General features: G+C 40.1%; 17 protein-coding genes. 7 read left to right on the forward strand and 10 right to left on the reverse strand.

Annotation, left to right across the window (positions count from 1 at the left end):
• Positions 1 to 129 precede the first annotated feature (129 nt).
• The 3 genes from ABFG93_RS15355 to proB all read left to right on the forward strand — a co-directional run bounded on the left by ABFG93_RS15355 (position 130) and on the right by proB (position 4,691).
• Positions 130 to 2,355, forward strand: coding sequence for a ribonucleoside-diphosphate reductase subunit alpha (locus tag ABFG93_RS15355; protein ID WP_347548893.1), 2,226 nt, complete (start codon positions 130 to 132; stop codon positions 2,353 to 2,355).
• Between the two features lie 12 nt (positions 2,356 to 2,367).
• On the forward strand, positions 2,368 to 3,405 hold the full coding sequence (locus ABFG93_RS15360) for a ribonucleotide-diphosphate reductase subunit beta (RefSeq protein ID WP_347548894.1): 1,038 nt from the start codon (positions 2,368 to 2,370) through the stop codon (positions 3,403 to 3,405).
• 164 nt (positions 3,406 to 3,569) lie between these two features.
• A complete protein-coding gene (gene proB, locus ABFG93_RS15365; RefSeq protein ID WP_347548895.1) occupies positions 3,570 to 4,691 on the forward strand; it encodes a glutamate 5-kinase in 1,122 nt (373 codons plus the stop codon).
• Positions 4,692 to 4,700: 9 nt separating this feature from the next.
• Here proB and ABFG93_RS15370 read toward each other — a convergent pair whose 3' ends face one another.
• The 3 genes from ABFG93_RS15370 to ABFG93_RS15380 form a co-directional block, all read right to left on the reverse strand.
• Entirely contained in the window at positions 4,701 to 5,015 is a 315-nt protein-coding gene (locus tag ABFG93_RS15370; protein WP_347548896.1) for a hypothetical protein, read from the reverse strand.
• 139 nt (positions 5,016 to 5,154) lie between these two features.
• Complete coding sequence (locus tag ABFG93_RS15375) at positions 5,155 to 5,805, reverse strand: hypothetical protein (protein WP_347548897.1); 651 nt, start codon at positions 5,803 to 5,805, stop codon at positions 5,155 to 5,157.
• Between the two features lie 322 nt (positions 5,806 to 6,127).
• Positions 6,128 to 7,189: a P1 family peptidase gene (locus tag ABFG93_RS15380; protein ID WP_347548898.1), complete on the reverse strand. Its 1,062-nt coding sequence runs from the start codon at positions 7,187 to 7,189 to the stop codon at positions 6,128 to 6,130.
• Between the two features lie 188 nt (positions 7,190 to 7,377).
• On the opposite strand from ABFG93_RS15380, the gene ABFG93_RS15385 reads away from it, so the two are divergent.
• Complete coding sequence (locus ABFG93_RS15385; RefSeq protein WP_347548899.1) at positions 7,378 to 8,100, forward strand: YebC/PmpR family DNA-binding transcriptional regulator; 723 nt, start codon at positions 7,378 to 7,380, stop codon at positions 8,098 to 8,100.
• 177 nt (positions 8,101 to 8,277) lie between these two features.
• Here the strand turns inward: ABFG93_RS15385 and ABFG93_RS15390 are convergent, their stop codons facing one another.
• From ABFG93_RS15390 to ABFG93_RS15415, 6 genes are all read right to left on the reverse strand, one after another.
• Positions 8,278 to 9,168 (reverse strand): fructose bisphosphate aldolase, encoded by an 891-nt coding sequence (locus tag ABFG93_RS15390; RefSeq protein WP_347548900.1) that lies wholly within the window; start codon positions 9,166 to 9,168, stop codon positions 8,278 to 8,280.
• Positions 9,169 to 9,735: 567 nt separating this feature from the next.
• Complete coding sequence (locus ABFG93_RS15395; protein ID WP_347548901.1) at positions 9,736 to 9,891, reverse strand: DUF4021 domain-containing protein; 156 nt, start codon at positions 9,889 to 9,891, stop codon at positions 9,736 to 9,738.
• A 233-nt stretch (positions 9,892 to 10,124) separates the two neighbouring features.
• Positions 10,125 to 11,213 (reverse strand): hypothetical protein, encoded by a 1,089-nt coding sequence (locus ABFG93_RS15400; protein ID WP_347548902.1) that lies wholly within the window; start codon positions 11,211 to 11,213, stop codon positions 10,125 to 10,127.
• Positions 11,214 to 11,484: 271 nt separating this feature from the next.
• A complete protein-coding gene (locus ABFG93_RS15405) occupies positions 11,485 to 11,937 on the reverse strand; it encodes an NUDIX hydrolase (RefSeq protein WP_347548903.1) in 453 nt (150 codons plus the stop codon).
• Positions 11,938 to 11,958: 21 nt separating this feature from the next.
• Positions 11,959 to 12,765 carry an ABC transporter permease subunit gene (locus tag ABFG93_RS15410; protein WP_347548904.1) on the reverse strand — a complete coding sequence of 269 codons (807 nt, stop codon included), beginning with the start codon at positions 12,763 to 12,765 and terminating at the stop codon, positions 11,959 to 11,961.
• On the reverse strand, positions 12,762 to 13,649 hold the full coding sequence (locus ABFG93_RS15415) for an ABC transporter ATP-binding protein (protein ID WP_347548905.1): 888 nt from the start codon (positions 13,647 to 13,649) through the stop codon (positions 12,762 to 12,764). The genes ABFG93_RS15410 and ABFG93_RS15415 overlap by 4 nt, the downstream gene beginning before the upstream one ends.
• 148 nt (positions 13,650 to 13,797) lie before the next feature.
• On the opposite strand from ABFG93_RS15415, the gene ABFG93_RS15420 reads away from it, so the two are divergent.
• From ABFG93_RS15420 to ABFG93_RS15430, 3 genes are all read left to right on the forward strand, one after another.
• A complete protein-coding gene (locus ABFG93_RS15420; protein ID WP_347548906.1) occupies positions 13,798 to 14,409 on the forward strand; it encodes a TetR/AcrR family transcriptional regulator in 612 nt (203 codons plus the stop codon).
• A 113-nt stretch (positions 14,410 to 14,522) separates the two neighbouring features.
• Positions 14,523 to 14,645, forward strand: coding sequence for an FbpB family small basic protein (locus ABFG93_RS15425; protein ID WP_347548908.1), 123 nt, complete (start codon positions 14,523 to 14,525; stop codon positions 14,643 to 14,645).
• 90 nt (positions 14,646 to 14,735) lie between these two features.
• Positions 14,736 to 15,377, forward strand: coding sequence for an MOSC domain-containing protein (locus tag ABFG93_RS15430; RefSeq protein ID WP_347548909.1), 642 nt, complete (start codon positions 14,736 to 14,738; stop codon positions 15,375 to 15,377).
• Positions 15,378 to 15,609: 232 nt separating this feature from the next.
• Here ABFG93_RS15430 and ABFG93_RS15435 read toward each other — a convergent pair whose 3' ends face one another.
• The gene (locus ABFG93_RS15435; protein ID WP_347548910.1) at positions 15,610 to 15,882 is read right to left on the reverse strand and encodes an HU family DNA-binding protein; all 273 of its coding nucleotides are present in this window, start codon (positions 15,880 to 15,882) and stop codon (positions 15,610 to 15,612) included.
• Positions 15,883 to 15,892: the final 10 nt, after the last annotated feature.

A 15,892-nucleotide genomic window follows, 5' to 3' on the forward strand; every position in this document is an offset into this window, starting at 1 on the left:
ATTCTTCGGGGATTGAGGGTGAGAAATGGCAGACTGAATGCGTGTTTTGTATTCTTTTTATGTCGTTTTCTCCAAGGCTCACTCGATGCAGAGTGAGCCTTTTATGTTGATTAAAAAGGAGAGATTACTATGAGCATGGTGCTGAATGAACGGGAAAGCTTAAAAGAAGTGAGAAAGATTATAGAGAATTTTCCATCTCTTAACAGTGAAAGATTTTTCGAGAAAACATCTAATAGCATAACCGAAACAAATTCTGAAGAAGAAATAAGACATGTACTGGTTCTAAATGCACTTGAGAGAATCACGGCTGAAGAACCTAACTGGACATATGTAGCAGCTTCTGTTCATCTACAAACGCTCTATAAAGAATCACTTAGAAACCGCGGGGATTCTTACGTATATGGTGAGGGAAACTTCTATCGTCTTTTGCAGCAGCTGACAAAAGAGGGGATTTATCATCAAAATCTATTGACCTCTTATACAGAAGAGGAAATCACAACGGCAGCACAGTTGATTGTTCCAGAACGAGACAACCTTTTTACATATATCGGACTACGCACGCTTGCTGATCGGTATCTTGCGACTGATCATGAGAAGAATGTTTATGAGCTTCCACAGGAGCGATTTCTCGTTATTGCGATGACACTTATGATGAATGAGCCAAAAGAAAAAAGAACGGACCTTATTGTAGAAGCGTATTGGGCTTTATCACATTTATATATGACAGTTGCGACACCAACCCTTTCGAATGCAGGGAAAAGCTATGGTCAGCTTAGTTCATGCTTTATTGATACGGTAGATGACAGTCTTCGTGGTATTTATGATAGCAATACGGATGTTGCAACCGTTTCAAAAAATGGGGGAGGGATTGGCGCCTATCTTGGTAAAATTCGCTCTCGCGGTAGTGACATTAAAGGGTTCAAAGGAAATTCCTCTGGCGTGCTTCCATGGATGAAACAATTAAATAATACGGCAGTGAGTGTGGATCAACTCGGTCAGCGCCAAGGAGCGATCGCGGTGTACCTTGATGTTTGGCATAGCGATATTTTTGAATTTCTTGATGCAAAGCTAAACAATGGTGATGAACGGATGAGGACACATGATCTTTTTACAGGACTATGCATTCCTGATTTGTTTATGGAGGCAGTGGAAGAACGAGCAGAATGGCACTTGTTTGATCCGCACGAAGTTAGAAAAGTGATGGGTTTCTCACTTGAAGATTCGTATGATAAGGAAAAAGGAAAAGGCGAATTTCGTATAAAGTATGCACAGTGTGTGAACCACCCTGAACTTTCAAGGAAAACAGTACCTGCGATTGATATTATGAAGCGTATTATGAAATCTCAATTAGAAACAGGGACCCCTTATATGTTCTATCGTGACACCGTTAACCGCGCGAACCCGAATAAGCATGCTGGCATGATTTATGGCTCGAACCTATGCACTGAAATTATGCAGAATATGAGTGCGACGACTGTGGAAGAAGAAGTGACCAAAGATGGAAAGATCATCATTACAAAAGCCCCTGGTGACTATGTAGTTTGTAATCTATCGAGCATTAATTTAGGTCGTGCCGTTACAGCTGATGTGCTTGAAAGATTAATCCCAATCCAGGTAAGGATGCTTGATAACGTGATTGATATCAATACCATCGATGTCCCTCAGGCACAGCTCACGAATGAAAAATATAGAAGCATTGGTCTTGGCACGTTCGGCTGGCACCATTTACTTGCTAAGAAAGGCATTGTCTGGGAGAGCGATGAAGCAGCATATTATGCTGATGAACTATATGAAACGATTAACTATCTCACGATTAAAGCAACTGAAGAGCTGGCGGAGGAGAAAGGACCATATTCACTTTTCAAAGGTTCAGATTGGGAGAACGGGAATTATTTCGCATCCAGGGGTTACTATGATGAAAAATGGCAGAAGCTACAGGCTAGAGTTCAGAAAAACGGTGTCCGAAATGCATATTTGCTTGCTGTTGCCCCCAACAGTTCTACAAGCTTGATCGCAGGATCAACAGCATCGATCGATCCGATTTTTCAAAAAGAGTACTCAGAGGAGAAGAAGAATTACAAAATCCCGGTTACGGCTCCTGACTTATCGAAAGCTACGACCTGGTATTATAAGTCTGCTTATCATATTGACCAGCTATGGAGTATTGAGCAGAATGCAGCACGTCAGCGCCACATTGACCAATCGATTTCCTTTAACATCTATGTGCAAAGTACGATAAAAGCAAAGGATCTTCTTCACATTCACATGACAGCATGGCGAAAAGGGTTGAAGACAACTTATTATACGAGAAGCACTTCGGTTGAAATTGAAGACTGTGATAGCTGTGCTAGCTAAAGGAGGGATAAGATGAGTACGTTACAGAAACGAAAGCTTTATGACATTAGTGCGCCAAATGGATCGACTGGGATTATCAATGGAGAAAGTTCAAATGTTTTGAACTGGGATGATGTCCGTTTCAACTGGGCTTATCCAATGTACAAAAATATGCTAGGAAACTTCTGGACTCCTTTTGAAATTAATATGTCTTCAGACGTCAAACAATGGGAGTCGTTATCCGAAGAGGAACAGGATACGTTTAAGAAAATTATTGGATTACTCGCGTTTCTCGATTCCATTCAGACTGATTATTCAAGTAAAGTAGCGGATTATTTAACAGATTCAAGTCTTTCGGCACTGATGCAGGTTCTTTCTTTTCAGGAAGTGGTGCATAACCAGTCTTATAGCTATGTGTTATCATCCATCGTAAATAAACAGGAACAGGATCGTATTTTCGAATACTGGAAGCACGACGACGTTCTCTTAGAACGGAACGAATTTATAGCAGCCGGATACGAACAATTTGTACAAAATCCTTCACCACAAACATTTTTTGAGTCGATTGTGTACGATATTGTTCTAGAAGGGTTGTTCTTTTATGCAGGATTTGCTTTCTTTTATAATTTAGCTCGAAATCAAAAGATGGTATCAACCTCAACAATGATTAATTACATTAACCGAGATGAACAGCTGCACGTGACGCTTTTTGTAAACATTGTGAAGGAACTGTTCAACGAGCACCCTGAATTAAATACGAAGGAAAATCATAGCTTTATTACAAATACGTTCCAGAAGGCGGCCGATCTTGAAATAAAATGGGGTAACTATATCATTGGAAATCGCTTTCCTGGTATTACAATGAACGAGCTCAGTGACTACATTAAATTTATGGCGAATAAACGGGTTAACCAGCTCGGCATTGAGCGCCCTTTTGAAGGACATCGAGAAAATCCAATACGCTGGATTAAAGCTTACTCGGACGTGAATGCTGGAAAAAGTGACTTTTTCGAGCAGAAATCGCGTCAGTATACAAAAGTGTCTGATGATAATGGATTTGATGATTTATAGAACATGCGTTGAAGAAGACCATCTCAATTTTGAGTTGGTCTTTTTTAACGATATGAAATAAGCGGAGAAGAAATATAACACAGAATTCTATTTATGTGTTAAAATTTTAAAAATTTCATTTTGTGCTGTGAGGGACAGGATGCATAAATTCGAGGAGATGTATCATGGGAAAGAAACGAATTGTGGTTAAGATTGGAAGCAGTTCATTAACGAATGGCAGGGGAGAAATTGATCACGACAAATTAGATGATCATATTCATGCGATTACATCTCTACGTCACGAGGGGCATGAGGTACTCCTTGTCTCCTCTGGTGCTGTAGCTGCTGGATTCAAAGAGCTTGGGTACCCGGCTCGACCAGTTACACTGAAAGGGAAACAGGCTGCAGCTGCACTTGGTCAAGGTTTACTGATTAAATCTTATATTGAGAAATTTCAACAAATGAATCTATCGGTAGCCCAAATTCTGCTGACCCGACCCGACTTCTCCAATCAAGCTCAATATAGAAATGCGTTTGATACGATCTCAGAGTTATTAGAAAGAGGCGTAATGCCAATTATTAATGAAAATGATACGGTTTCAACTGAAGAGTTAAAATTTGGAGATAATGATATGCTTTCGGCACTCGTTAGTGGTCTTATTCATGCCGATCACCTGTTTATTTTAACAGATATTAACGGAATCTATGAATCGAATCCAAGAACGAACCCTGATGCCAAAAAGTTCAATGAATTAACCGATATTAGTGCTAAGATGATTGAAAATGCTGGGGGAGCGGGGACGAGTGGAGGCACCGGAGGAATGAAATCCAAATTACTTGCAGCGAAGACTGCGATAACTCTTGGAGTACCAGTTTTCATTGGGAAAGAATCAGGACAACATAAATTTCATAAGATCCTCTCTGGACAGGGTGATGGCACATACATTACGGCGGGGGTGTCATCCGTCACGATTAAAAAGCAGTGGATTGCGATGCATTCTGCGGTTTCGGGTAAAATCAGGATTGATGAAGGGGCAGAAGAAGCACTTGTATCGAATGGAAAAAGCTTGCTTCATAATGGGATTAAGGAAGTGATGGGGAACTTCCAGGAAGGAGATGTTGTTGAAGTGCATGGAACAACAGGCTTTCTTGGACATGGACAGATCAGTTACTCTTCAGAAGCGTTAGAAAATATTATCTGCAGGACCGATCCAAAAGAAATCGGTCGATCACACCCTACCCAGGAGGTTATACATCGTAATCAATGGATCATGGGGCTGAACGAGTTATATCGAAGTTCCAGGTAGAAGATTCTATTAGCTCTCTTTTAAATGATGGACCATTGCCATACCAAGCGTCTGATGGGTCCTTAGCAACTCTTTTATTCCTTCCACTTCCTCTTCTGTACAATGAATGAGAACAAATACTTCTGTGTTATTTCCTTTTTTATTCTTTACTTTATGTAGAGTGAATTGGATTAAAAAGCCGAGAAGGACGCCGATGACAAAACCAATTAATCCCCAGATGATGGGTCCCCATTTTAAGATAAATCCAACTGCAGAGCTGATGACGGAAATAGCAGTACCCCAGCCCATGGGAGAGTCAATTCGGTTAGATACATTTCCATGCAAAAGGCCTTGCTGATGATTCGATTGTTTTACGAGAGGGATAGCGAGAATCCGATTATTAGAAATGCCGCTTTATTCAAGGTCAATGAGGGCGAGTTCAAGTGACACATTATGATTAAAAGAAGAAACGATAAACATAACATCACTCTTTCTTGAACATGACGTGTAAAGGAAAGCTTGCTGGTTGAAACGTATTTTCTAAATACTGGGCCTGTTCCATTTTGAAAAGTCGGTTGTATTCAATAGCGTTAGTAAAAGAATCGCTGACACTAAAGCCATACAGAGAAGGAAGGAATAGAAACCACTCCGGATTAATGCTTGCAACAGATTGCTTGAGACCGCCCTCAATCAAGTAAAGCAAAGCTGGGAGTACATTAGAGAAATAAACACAAATGACAAAATAGCTTACTGCATAAAGTCCAGTAAATAACCGATTAATATAAATATGACCGAGGCCAGGACAAAGAAAACTCCAGATAACAGTGTAGATTGGTTTTCGAATCGATAAATAATTCACTTCAAGAGAGGTAATTTTAATTTGTTGAAGTGTTGATCCTTTTCGTTCAGCCAAAATCGCAAACTTATTCAAATCGATTGCAATTCGTCGACTATCCCAAATTGCAAAAAAGTAGATAGGGATATAAAGAAGTGCCAGGCGAGTATCAAGAACCTGAGTTGCAAGATCAAAGCGGCCTGTAAAGGAATAAATTACTGCTAAATTTAGTCCCGCCTGTGTATTGAGAATAAATTCCCAGAGAATTAACACGGAGCCAAGTAAATATTTGCATAGCATGATATGACCAAATCCGGGCAGGGGGCTGACCACCACATAATTGCATTTGGATTTCGCAGGTGAATATGACTTAAGGTGAATGAGGACATAACTCCTCTAGGGTGTCTTTGATTGGATAACATAGATGAAGCCCCTTTGATTCGATTACTGTTATATAGATATTTTTATAGTATAAAGAGTAAGCTTACAAATAACACCATTTTTCTGAGAAGAATCAGGTTAAAAGGAGAAGTTAGAAATAGATGATCAATAATTTCAATGTCGAGTGTTAGGATAAGTGGGCCGAAGAAGTAGGCCTGTCAAAATAATGACAGGCCGCTTCTTACGTAAGTTTAATATTAAATTGATCAAGTAAGTCCTTTAGTGATGGCCTTTCATTCCCATCGCGGCCAACAACGTGAGTAGCTGTGACGAGTGAATTTAAGACCGCTTCTTCCGTAGCTTCTCCCACTGCACGAAAAGCAGTATCAATCTCTTCTTCGTGTATAGTTTCAATGGGTAGTGTGGTCAGACCATACTGATGAGGAATTTTGTTAGCTGTTGAGAAGCCGATGATGATCTCCCCACTGCCGGTTGTGATGATTGAACCTGTTCGTGCTAAGCCTGTGGATGCCCTTTTAATAATCCGGTGAAGCTGGCGTTCAGAGACGGGAAGATCTGTAGCAACGATCACCATGACTGAACCTTTATCTTTTTCATTCCACGATTGAAGTAGGGCTTCTTTTAGCTCCTGTCCGACAGCCTTCCCGTTTACAACCAGATCACGAAGAATTCCAAAATTGGTCACAACCAATACGCCGATCGTATATGTAGCATGCTGCATGGTGATCTTTCTTGAAGAAGTACCTATCCCTCCTTTTAATGAATAGCACAACATGCCTGTGCCGGCGCCGACTGATCCCTCTTCCGTTATAGAAGAAGCATTAGCGATGGCATCGTGTATATGATGCTGACAAACAGAACGCGCCCGAATATCATTTAAGAACATATCATTGCACTCACCTATGATCGGATTCACCGTACCTGTCGTACTCCCAATTTCAGGGTTGCGCTCAAGCATATAATCAATTAATGCATCTGCTGCAGTTCCAATACTCAACGTGTTCGTCAAAATAATCGGTGTTTCAAGCGTGCCAAGCTCGTTCATTTGGATTGTCCCCATTGTTTTTCCAAAGCCATTAAGAACGTAGCTTGAAGCAAGTAGCTTCTGTTGAAAGGTATTCCCCTGATGAGGGAGTATGGCCGTCACGCCAGTTTGAATTTCGCCCTCGCTCAGAGTTGTATGGCCAACCGTCACTCCTTCCACATCAGTAATGGAATTCCTCGTTCCAGGTTCTAACTCACCAATCATCACACCAAATTCTCGTAACCTCTTTTGCTTCATCCTCATCACCTCTTTCTTCTTTCTTCTTTCATCTTACTATTCTTTCTACTCTACCAAAACAGATAAGGAGGAGCACAGATTCTCATAACCGAATTTTAACTGTGAAATATGGTATAATTGAAGAGACGTATAACTAGTAATGTGAACTTTGTCATGGAAGAGATAATTGTAGAAGAGAGTGAAATAGTATGGGGCGAAAGTGGAATAACATTAAAGAAAAGAAAGCATCAAAAGATGCGAATACTAGTCGTATCTATGCAAAATTCGGACGTGAGATTTACGTAGCAGCAAAGCAGGGAGAACCTGATCCAGCTTCAAACCAGGCACTACGATTGGTTCTTGAACGTGCAAAAACGTACAATGTCCCTAAAGCGATTATTGATCGTGCTATTGAGAAGGCAAAAGGCGGAGCAGATGAAAATTATGATACTCTTCGTTATGAAGGGTTTGGTCCGAGTGGGTCAATGGTTATTGTCGACACGCTGACGAACAATGTAAACCGGACAGCATCAGACGTCCGTTCCACATTTGGGAAAAACGGTGGTAACATGGGTGTGAACGGATCTGTTGCCTACATGTTTGATGCAACAGCTGTATTTGGGATAGAAGGAAAGACAGCGGACGAGGTTCTTGAACTCTTAATGGAAGCGGATCTTGATCTACGTGACATTATGGAAGAAGATGAGGTCGTTATTGTGTATGCTGAACCTGATCAGTTCCATGCGGTTCAAGAAGCATTTAAAAACGCAGGGACTACAGAATTTACCGTTGCAGAACTGACAATGCTCGCGCAAAATGATGTCGAGCTTCCAGATGAAGATCAGGAGCAGTTCTTAAAAATGATAGATGCACTAGAGGAATTGGAAGATGTGCAACAGGTCTATCATAATGTTGACTTAGGTGAAGAGTAGGTTAGATTAACGAAAGAGAGGGCCACCGAAATCCGGAGGCCCTCTCTTTCGTATTACTTTGAATAGTGCTTCACGCTTGTTACTGCTATTCATGTCCCATTTGCGGCATAAGTCCTGCCATAAAGGTTTTTTTCAGTTTGTCTATAATGAATTATCTATCCATCAAAGCTTATACGATTATTTTTTATTAACAGAAGCATCGTAAATCGTATCTACCGCACTCTTCAACGCCTTATTAAACTCTTCCTCAGACTGATTGGCATTTAAGTCAGCAGCCAATGCCCTAGAGAAGCTCGCAATTAGACCATCATTTTCTTTCAACTTCTCATTTGCTTCATCACGGGAATAGCCGCCTGAGAGAGCGACAACACGTATAACACGCGGATGCTCAATCAATTCTTTATATGCATTGGCTTTCGTTGGAATCGAGAGCTTCAGCATCACGTTTTCATTTTCCGATAAGTCATTCAGGTGTTTGATGATTTCATCCCGCAAAATTTCTTCGGATTTTTCCTTATTCTCACTGTGAATATTAACTTCCGGTTCGATAATTGGGATCAGATCGGAGTTGACTATACGCTTTCCAACTTCGAATTGCTGGTCCACTACAGCCTTGATCCCGCTTGTATTCGGCTCATGGATCACAGAGCGCATTTTAGTACCGAAAATCTTTCGTTCGTTGGCACGGCGTAGAGTCTCATCCAAATCATGAATTGGTTTCATGAGCTGGACGCCATTTTCCTGCTCCGCTAGTCCTTTATCCACCTTCAGGAAAGGGACGATGCCTTTATCGGCAAGATAATCCGCTGTATATTTGCCTTCAATTTCACGATCCATCGTTTGCTCGAATAGGATAGCGCCAAGTATATGATCAGCACTAAAGGCAGGGGATGTGATGATTCTGGTCCGCATTTGATGTACCCGATCAAACATCTCGTCCTCGCCAGAATAAGAATCTTCAAGCACGCCGTACTCTGCCAATGCTTTTGGCGTGCTACCGCCACTTTGGTCGAGCGCAGCGATAAACCCTTTACCGTTCTTGATTTTGTCGAATTGACTGTTGTTCATGTTATTCACTCCTTTTTGTTTTTGTTTCTAGTCTTAAAAAAACATCCATCTATACTCTTCCCATTATTCCATCATATTTAACACGAAATTTTTTTCTGTGAAGAAAGGAATGGAGCATATGAATTTTAATGTTGAACGATACAAGAAAGAGATCAATATCACGAACTGAATTCACAAAAATTCGAAATCACTGGATCAAAAAACAGGACCATTTGCCTCTCAGCATACAGCCCTGTTGGTTAATTATTTTAACAGTTTTAGCAATTCATCATTAAACTTTTCTTTCTCATCATAAACTAATCCGTGTCCGCTTTAAACGAATTTACATAGCTGTTTCCCATTAGGATATCAAGTTAAACAGCTAGGTTTGTAAGTTTTAGGCTGGTGAATTTTTTAAAGTTGTTAAGTGGTAAGGAACATCAAGATGAGCGTTTGGAAGGCAAGGAAACATTCTCATGCCATGCAAAAGAAGAGAATGGTGTTAAGAATAAAATCATGGCGTGTGCTAACGACGCAGATGTGTTTGAATTTGTAAGCACAACTTTACAGCTATGCCTACACTTTTTGTTACTTTGAATCATGAATCCTATCTTCCTGCTTAGTTTCTAACATCCCGTATAATCCATTCATTTCCTGTTCATCTTGATCAACACCTAAGCCATTGGAGCTCTTATTCAATTTCTTATTTTCGATGACTTCCTTGTTATTTGTTCTCTTATCCATGTGCATCACCTCCAATATTTATGGTGGCTCAAAGCAAAATTAATATACCTATTAGGGAATAGATAGCAACTGTAGGAAGAAAATAGATTGTTTAATTTTAGTGGAGCTTTAGTTAATTTAGACCTCGCTACAAACTAAAGTCGCATCTCAATCCAAAATAGATTGAGATGCGACTTTACAACGATCCATCGGGTTTATTCAATTTTAATTTTGAGTTTCTGATTAAACATTCTTCATTGATAATTAATAATCGCGGGGTTTGGATCGAGCTGCAAGACTTCTGATGGTGTCAGGACTGGTTCGTCTTTGTTATAAAAAATCTTAAAGCCACCGTATTGTACTGCTTCATCACGGACGAACTTGCGGTAGAGGGACATTTTAGTGGCATAGTCCCCGTAACCGTCGAAATTCAGGGCAACTTCAACGTTATCGGTAGGTTTGATTTTATGTTTGTTTGTGACTGCATGGTCGGTGAACTGGTGGACAAGGATGATTTTGTCAGGCAAATCATTCTCTTCTACGAATTCTGATACATATTCGACGGCTTCCTGAATTTCAGAACCATCCACGTTACCGAGATCAACGCCTGGCGTCTGACCCTCATCGACGTGGAATTCCGTATCGATTGCGACGTGAACATAAGGAAGCTTCAGCCATTTTTCAAGCAACTGTACCTGATGAAGAGCGGTGTCACGGCCGAGCTGAACGTCTAGCATCAGCAAGGCGTTGTTTTCCTTAGCGAGCTTCGCGTATTCGTCAATATCCTCTTCTGATGTCATATGATAGTATAACCCGTTAGGTCCAGGATCACGTTGAGCGATCGTCGTGATCAGCTCAATTGTTGGTATGGCCGGATGAGAGGGATCAGCATCTGAATACGCCTGCGTTTGCTCCTTTAACTTTGCCATCAAAGCATCTGGCTCCATCTCACCGAGAATCCCCATCTTGGTAGAGTTTGGTTGTCCATAATAGGCGACAAGGCGGTAATTCTTCAAAAGCCCTTCTGTTTTATCAGTTTTTCCTTCAATTAACGTTTGACCAACAGGTGTATTCCTTGTTCGGTCCTCTCCATGTGCTTCAACGACTGGCATCTTAGCTAATTCTTCATCAGACATTGTTTCCTTTAAGGGTTTGGCGTCTTTGGAAGGTGTCAGTGGTTCAAAAGGTTGGGGTTTTTTCTCTTTCTTCTCCCCTTCGTTTGATGCTTGCTGTTCAGATTTTCCATCCATCTTATTATCGGTGGAGGTGGATGTTGTTTCAGAACAAGCGGTAACGATAGTAGCAATCAAAGCTAATAGTAGCAACAGAAATAACTTCTTCATAATGTTCACATCCCTATGTAATATTAATTGATAGATTCAAAGATTCATTTCCGAAAAACAACCCTCTTATTCTAACATAACCTTACAGAATTCGAAGGGGAGATGAAAATTAGGTCGAAATAGGTAGATGAGTATAAGGAGGGAATTGGGGAGATAAGGGAATCTGTTATTTCGTATACTAAGAATATACAAAGTGGTCAATTAAGAAATTTGAAAAAAAGCACCAAAAAAAGCAATGGAGAGCGATCTCCACTGCTTTTTTAAGTTCATTTCATCCATGATCATTGAAATAATCAATAATCATACGTCGATGGCTACCTACCATATTTTCGGGTAGGTTCGTTAAGGAAAAGTATTCACATGCGAGGCTCTCCTGAGTGAGCTTAATTGCTCCTGAGTACTCATCTGTATAATAAGCAGTCGTAACAGAGAAGAACTCATCTCCATTATCCGCTTTTGTGAAAAATTCTTCTCCTGAGTAAAGTTTAAAGAGGTTAAGGTTGTGCACAGTTAAGCCCGTTTCTTCAAATGTTTCTCTTGTAGCTGTTTCTTCAGTAGATTCCCCTGGCTCCATTAGCCCCCCTGGTAATCCCCATCTCTTATTCCGTTCATTCCGCTGTTGCAGGAGGATTTCTCTGTTAGCGTTAAAAATCAAAACCACTGCGCCAACAAGAATGAGGGGACGGTGTCCGACCAGGTTGCGAAGTTCTTTTACATAATTCAAATGCATGCCTCCATCGTCATATTATAAAGGAAGGTCTCTTTTAGAGAAGAGAAAGATTCCTAGGCCATAAAGAAAAGTTCCGAGAAGAAGAAGGAACGTGACTGAGGGCCAAATGTCGACTGATCCTCTTGCGATTTCAACTGGTCTAAATGTAGCAAAAAGGGAAAGGTTCACCAACCAATCGAGCTTATCACTCATTTTACCTACAAGATCCATGCCATAGAAAACAATTGTTAATAGCCCTGATATTCCGAGCGCCTGTCTTTCATCATTTAATAAGGAAGAGAAAAGGAACGAATAACCAGAAATCGCATAGAACAACAGAATACCAACAAGGTTTACTTTCATAAAAGTCATTGCTTCAAAAGGTTTATCGTCGATTAAGACTTCAGTGCCAACAACACCTGCAAACGCCGTCGTTAAGCCGATGATGAGAAGCCCTGTAAGGAGTACAAATGCCTGTGTAAAAGCGATTTTTGTTCTGGAGTTCGGTGTTGCTAGAATGTATGCCATCGAGCCGCGGTCAATATGTCGCGCCATGAGCTGAGAAGAGGTCATTAAACAGAAGATCGAAAGGATAACGATATACAATAATCCGTAATATTCTCCAGCAATGAAATCACTAACATGTTGAAAGCCACCTTCCATTCCGAAAGCTGCGAGAAAACTATCAGGCATAGATTCCATTAGTTCATTAAGGCCCGGCGCATCTGCGATGGAAGGATAGATGCCAATGATCAACAGTAAATAAAGAGCAGATCCAATTGCATAACTTGAAATTGATTTCGCATGCACTTTAAGCATCTTTGCATAAAGTGTTATGTTCATGATTGATCTGCCTCCCTATCATAGTAATTGAGGAATACCTCTTCAAGGTTCTGTTCGTGAATATCAATGTTTCGAATATGATAGGAGCTGAGTGCTTGAATGAATTGATTATAATCTCCCTGGACAGCAATTTCAGCACGGTTCTCACTAAGAGAGACTACCTCCAAACCGCTCAGCTTCACCTTTCCAGCTTCCTCAATTGAACCAAATGTAACATCAAATATCCTGCGTTGCTTCTGCTGCAGATCATGGATATTTTCAACGACGACAATCTTTCCATCTTTGATAATGGCCGCTCTATCACACGTTCGCTCAATTTCTGAAAAGCTATGAGATGACATTAAAAATGTTGTCCCTTTTTCCTTTTGTTCAGTAACAATTTCAATGAAAATTCGTTGCATAAGAGGGTCAAGACCTGAAGTAGGTTCATCGAGAATGATAACTTCAGGTTGGTGCATAAAAGCAGCGACAATGCCTACTTTCTGTTTCATTCCTTTTGACATCTTACGAATTGGTGTTTTGACATCGAATTGAAGCCGATGAATGAGCTCATCGCGGTAGTCCGTATTTTTAAGACCCCTCATTCCACCTACTAATCTAAGAAATTCCAATCCATCCATACCGTCTAGAAAAGAGATTTCACCGGGAAGATATCCTACCTTATGCTGTATCTTTGCAGCGTCATTCCACGTATCCAAACCAGAGATTGATGCAGAGCCACTTGATGGTTTCATGAATCCCATTAAATGGCGAATTGTTGTAGACTTTCCAGCACCATTCGGCCCAAGAAAACCAAAAACTTCGCCTTTTGAAATGGAAAATGTAACATCAAAAATCCCTTTTCCATTTGAGAATTTCTTTGTTAATCCATTTAATTCAATCATTGAGGTTTCCCCCTCAGTTAAATTTTGAACTATAATTAATTATATATTTCATTTTTATCATAAATGACTGGTCAAAATTAATCAATATTTAATGAACTAAAATTTAATAAATAGTTCATTAAATGGTATAGTTAGGGTGGTGATGAAAATGAATGGATTTGAAATGCGTAAACAACAGAAACGAAAAGATATTATGACTTCTGCTTTTAAGCTGTTTAATCAAGAGGGTGTGAAGAAAGTGAAAATAAGTGATATTGCTCAGGATGCGAATGTATCTCAAGTAACCATTTATAATCACTTTACTAGCAAGGAAGAACTTGTGCGAGAGGTTATAAAGGATTATATGAACACACAATTTACTGCGTTTAAAGAGATGTCCCGGGAAGACTATACTTTCTCTGAAATTATTGAAATGGTTATATTTCAGAAGCATCAGGCTGTTCAGAGTCTTGATCCTTCTTTTCTCGAGGAAATGTTAACTTCAGATGAAGAACTGAAAGAATATGTTGATCATTTTTATCAAACGCAAACTCTCCCGATATTTATTCAAGTACTCGAAAGAGCCCGAGAGCGCGGTGAAATCACTACTTCTTTGTCGATCGAAGCAGTGATGCTATATCTCAATGCATTAAAATCTGAGGTACAACGTGTTCCAGCAGAAACCTGGTCACAGCGAGAGGATTTTCTGGATGACGTTTTACACTTATTTTTCTATGGGTTAAGTGGTAAATCATTTAACTCAAGTTATAAAAAAGAATAAACATTCATAAACTGAAATGTGTGTAAATTTTCACAAAATTTTAATAGTTTGTTAACTTATCTGACATGCTTCTGTTGTATAATGTACTCATGCAGAGGGAAAGTTGGTGAATTTTGTTGAAAAAGCTGAAAAAATTAACTTTTAAACAACTTGTAGATCAGAATAAAGCAGAACTTCTAAAGAATGAAAAGGAACTTGCTGAAATAGAAAAGCGAATTGATAATAAACACGTTTAAACAGTCGTCTAACGGCTGTTTTTTCGTTTATTTGATCGTATTTAGACTTGAATCTCATGTGCTAAAATAAGGTGTGAGGAGGGTGGAGCGATGCCAAAATTAGTAAGCGTGAACGTAGGAAAGCCTATTGAAACAGAGTACAAGGGGAAACAGATTGAAACAGGAATTTATAAACAATCAGTGAAAGAAGCTGTTTATGTTTCCAGTGTTCAGGTTGAAGGTGACGCACAGTCGGATTTAGTTCATCACGGGGGACCGGAGAAAGCGATTTGCGTTTACTCGAGCGATCACTATTCCTTCTGGGAAGAGAAGCTCAGACGTCAGCTAGTTCCTGGAGCTTTCGGAGAAAATTTTACGATATCTGGTTTAGATGAAAATGAAGCACGCATTGGCGACGTTTACCGTATTGGGGAAATTACCGTGCAGGTAAGTTTACCGCGGCAGCCATGCTACAAACTTGCGAAAAAATTTGAAATTGATAACATGCATCTTTTTGTAATGGAGAATGGGTATAGCGGTTATTACTTGCGAGTGCTTGAAGAAGGGTATGTCAAAGAAGGGGACGACGTTAGGATTGAAAATCGCCCAACTCATGATGTGACTGTTTCACTCATAAATCGACTAACCTACCATGATCGCTCTGATTACAAAGGGCTTGAACAGGCGATGCTTGCCACAGAGCTTTCGGAAAGCTGGTACAACAAATTACGCAAACAATTAGATGCGCTCTAAACGAGCGCTATTTCTTTTTAGCCATACGATAGTAGAAGATGATTAGCATGATTATTGTAGCTAAAGTGACACTATATTTAATGAGTTTAATATAGTCCATTTTATTCTCCTCATGAGAAAAGCTGGGACCGCAGAGGCCCAGCTTTCAATAATTTTCCCATTGCCTCTAAAGGTGTGGTTGGTTCAACTAACGATCAGAGGGATGAAGTCCATCTGATGAGAAGTTTCATTATTAGACTACTTTTTCTTTTAAGGCTTTCCCTGGCTTAAAGGCAGGGGTTTTTGAAGCCTGAATTAAGATTTCCTCACCAGTCTGCGGATTACGGCCTTTGCGGGCAGACCGTTCTCTTACTTCAAAGTTACCAAAGCCTACAAGTTGAACTTTCTCACCTTTTGCAAGCGCCTCAGCAATCGTATCCATCAATGTGTCTACCACTCTTGCAGTATCTTTTTTTGACATTTCAGCACGCTCCGCAACAGTTGACAGCAATTCTGCTTTATTCATTTCATTCATC

It is taken from the genome of Pseudalkalibacillus hwajinpoensis (assembly GCF_039851965.1).
GTDB classification, from domain to species: domain Bacteria; phylum Bacillota; class Bacilli; order Bacillales; family Guptibacillaceae; genus Guptibacillus; species Guptibacillus hwajinpoensis_E.

Bases quoted from the DNA above. Each gene is read 5' to 3' on its own strand.
- ABFG93_RS15390 (WP_347548900.1), bottom strand. From the start codon at position 9,168: ATGAACAACAGTCAATTCGACAAAATCAAGAACGGTAAAGGGTTTATC.
- ABFG93_RS15420 (WP_347548906.1), top strand. From the start codon at position 13,798: ATGAATGGATTTGAAATGCGTAAACAACAGAAACGAAAAGATATTATG.
- proB (WP_347548895.1), top strand. From the start codon at position 3,570: ATGGGAAAGAAACGAATTGTGGTTAAGATTGGAAGCAGTTCATTAACG.
- ABFG93_RS15355 (WP_347548893.1), top strand. From the start codon at position 130: ATGAGCATGGTGCTGAATGAACGGGAAAGCTTAAAAGAAGTGAGAAAG.
- ABFG93_RS15375 (WP_347548897.1), bottom strand. From the start codon at position 5,805: ATGCTATGCAAATATTTACTTGGCTCCGTGTTAATTCTCTGGGAATTT.
- ABFG93_RS15380 (WP_347548898.1), bottom strand. From the start codon at position 7,189: ATGAAGCAAAAGAGGTTACGAGAATTTGGTGTGATGATTGGTGAGTTA.
- ABFG93_RS15435 (WP_347548910.1), bottom strand. From the start codon at position 15,882: ATGAATAAAGCAGAATTGCTGTCAACTGTTGCGGAGCGTGCTGAAATG.
- ABFG93_RS15385 (WP_347548899.1), top strand. From the start codon at position 7,378: ATGGGGCGAAAGTGGAATAACATTAAAGAAAAGAAAGCATCAAAAGAT.
- ABFG93_RS15395 (WP_347548901.1), bottom strand. From the start codon at position 9,891: ATGGATAAGAGAACAAATAACAAGGAAGTCATCGAAAATAAGAAATTG.
- ABFG93_RS15415 (WP_347548905.1), bottom strand. From the start codon at position 13,649: ATGATTGAATTAAATGGATTAACAAAGAAATTCTCAAATGGAAAAGGG.
- ABFG93_RS15410 (WP_347548904.1), bottom strand. From the start codon at position 12,765: ATGAACATAACACTTTATGCAAAGATGCTTAAAGTGCATGCGAAATCA.
- ABFG93_RS15360 (WP_347548894.1), top strand. From the start codon at position 2,368: ATGAGTACGTTACAGAAACGAAAGCTTTATGACATTAGTGCGCCAAAT.
- ABFG93_RS15400 (WP_347548902.1), bottom strand. From the start codon at position 11,213: ATGAAGAAGTTATTTCTGTTGCTACTATTAGCTTTGATTGCTACTATC.
- ABFG93_RS15430 (WP_347548909.1), top strand. From the start codon at position 14,736: ATGCCAAAATTAGTAAGCGTGAACGTAGGAAAGCCTATTGAAACAGAG.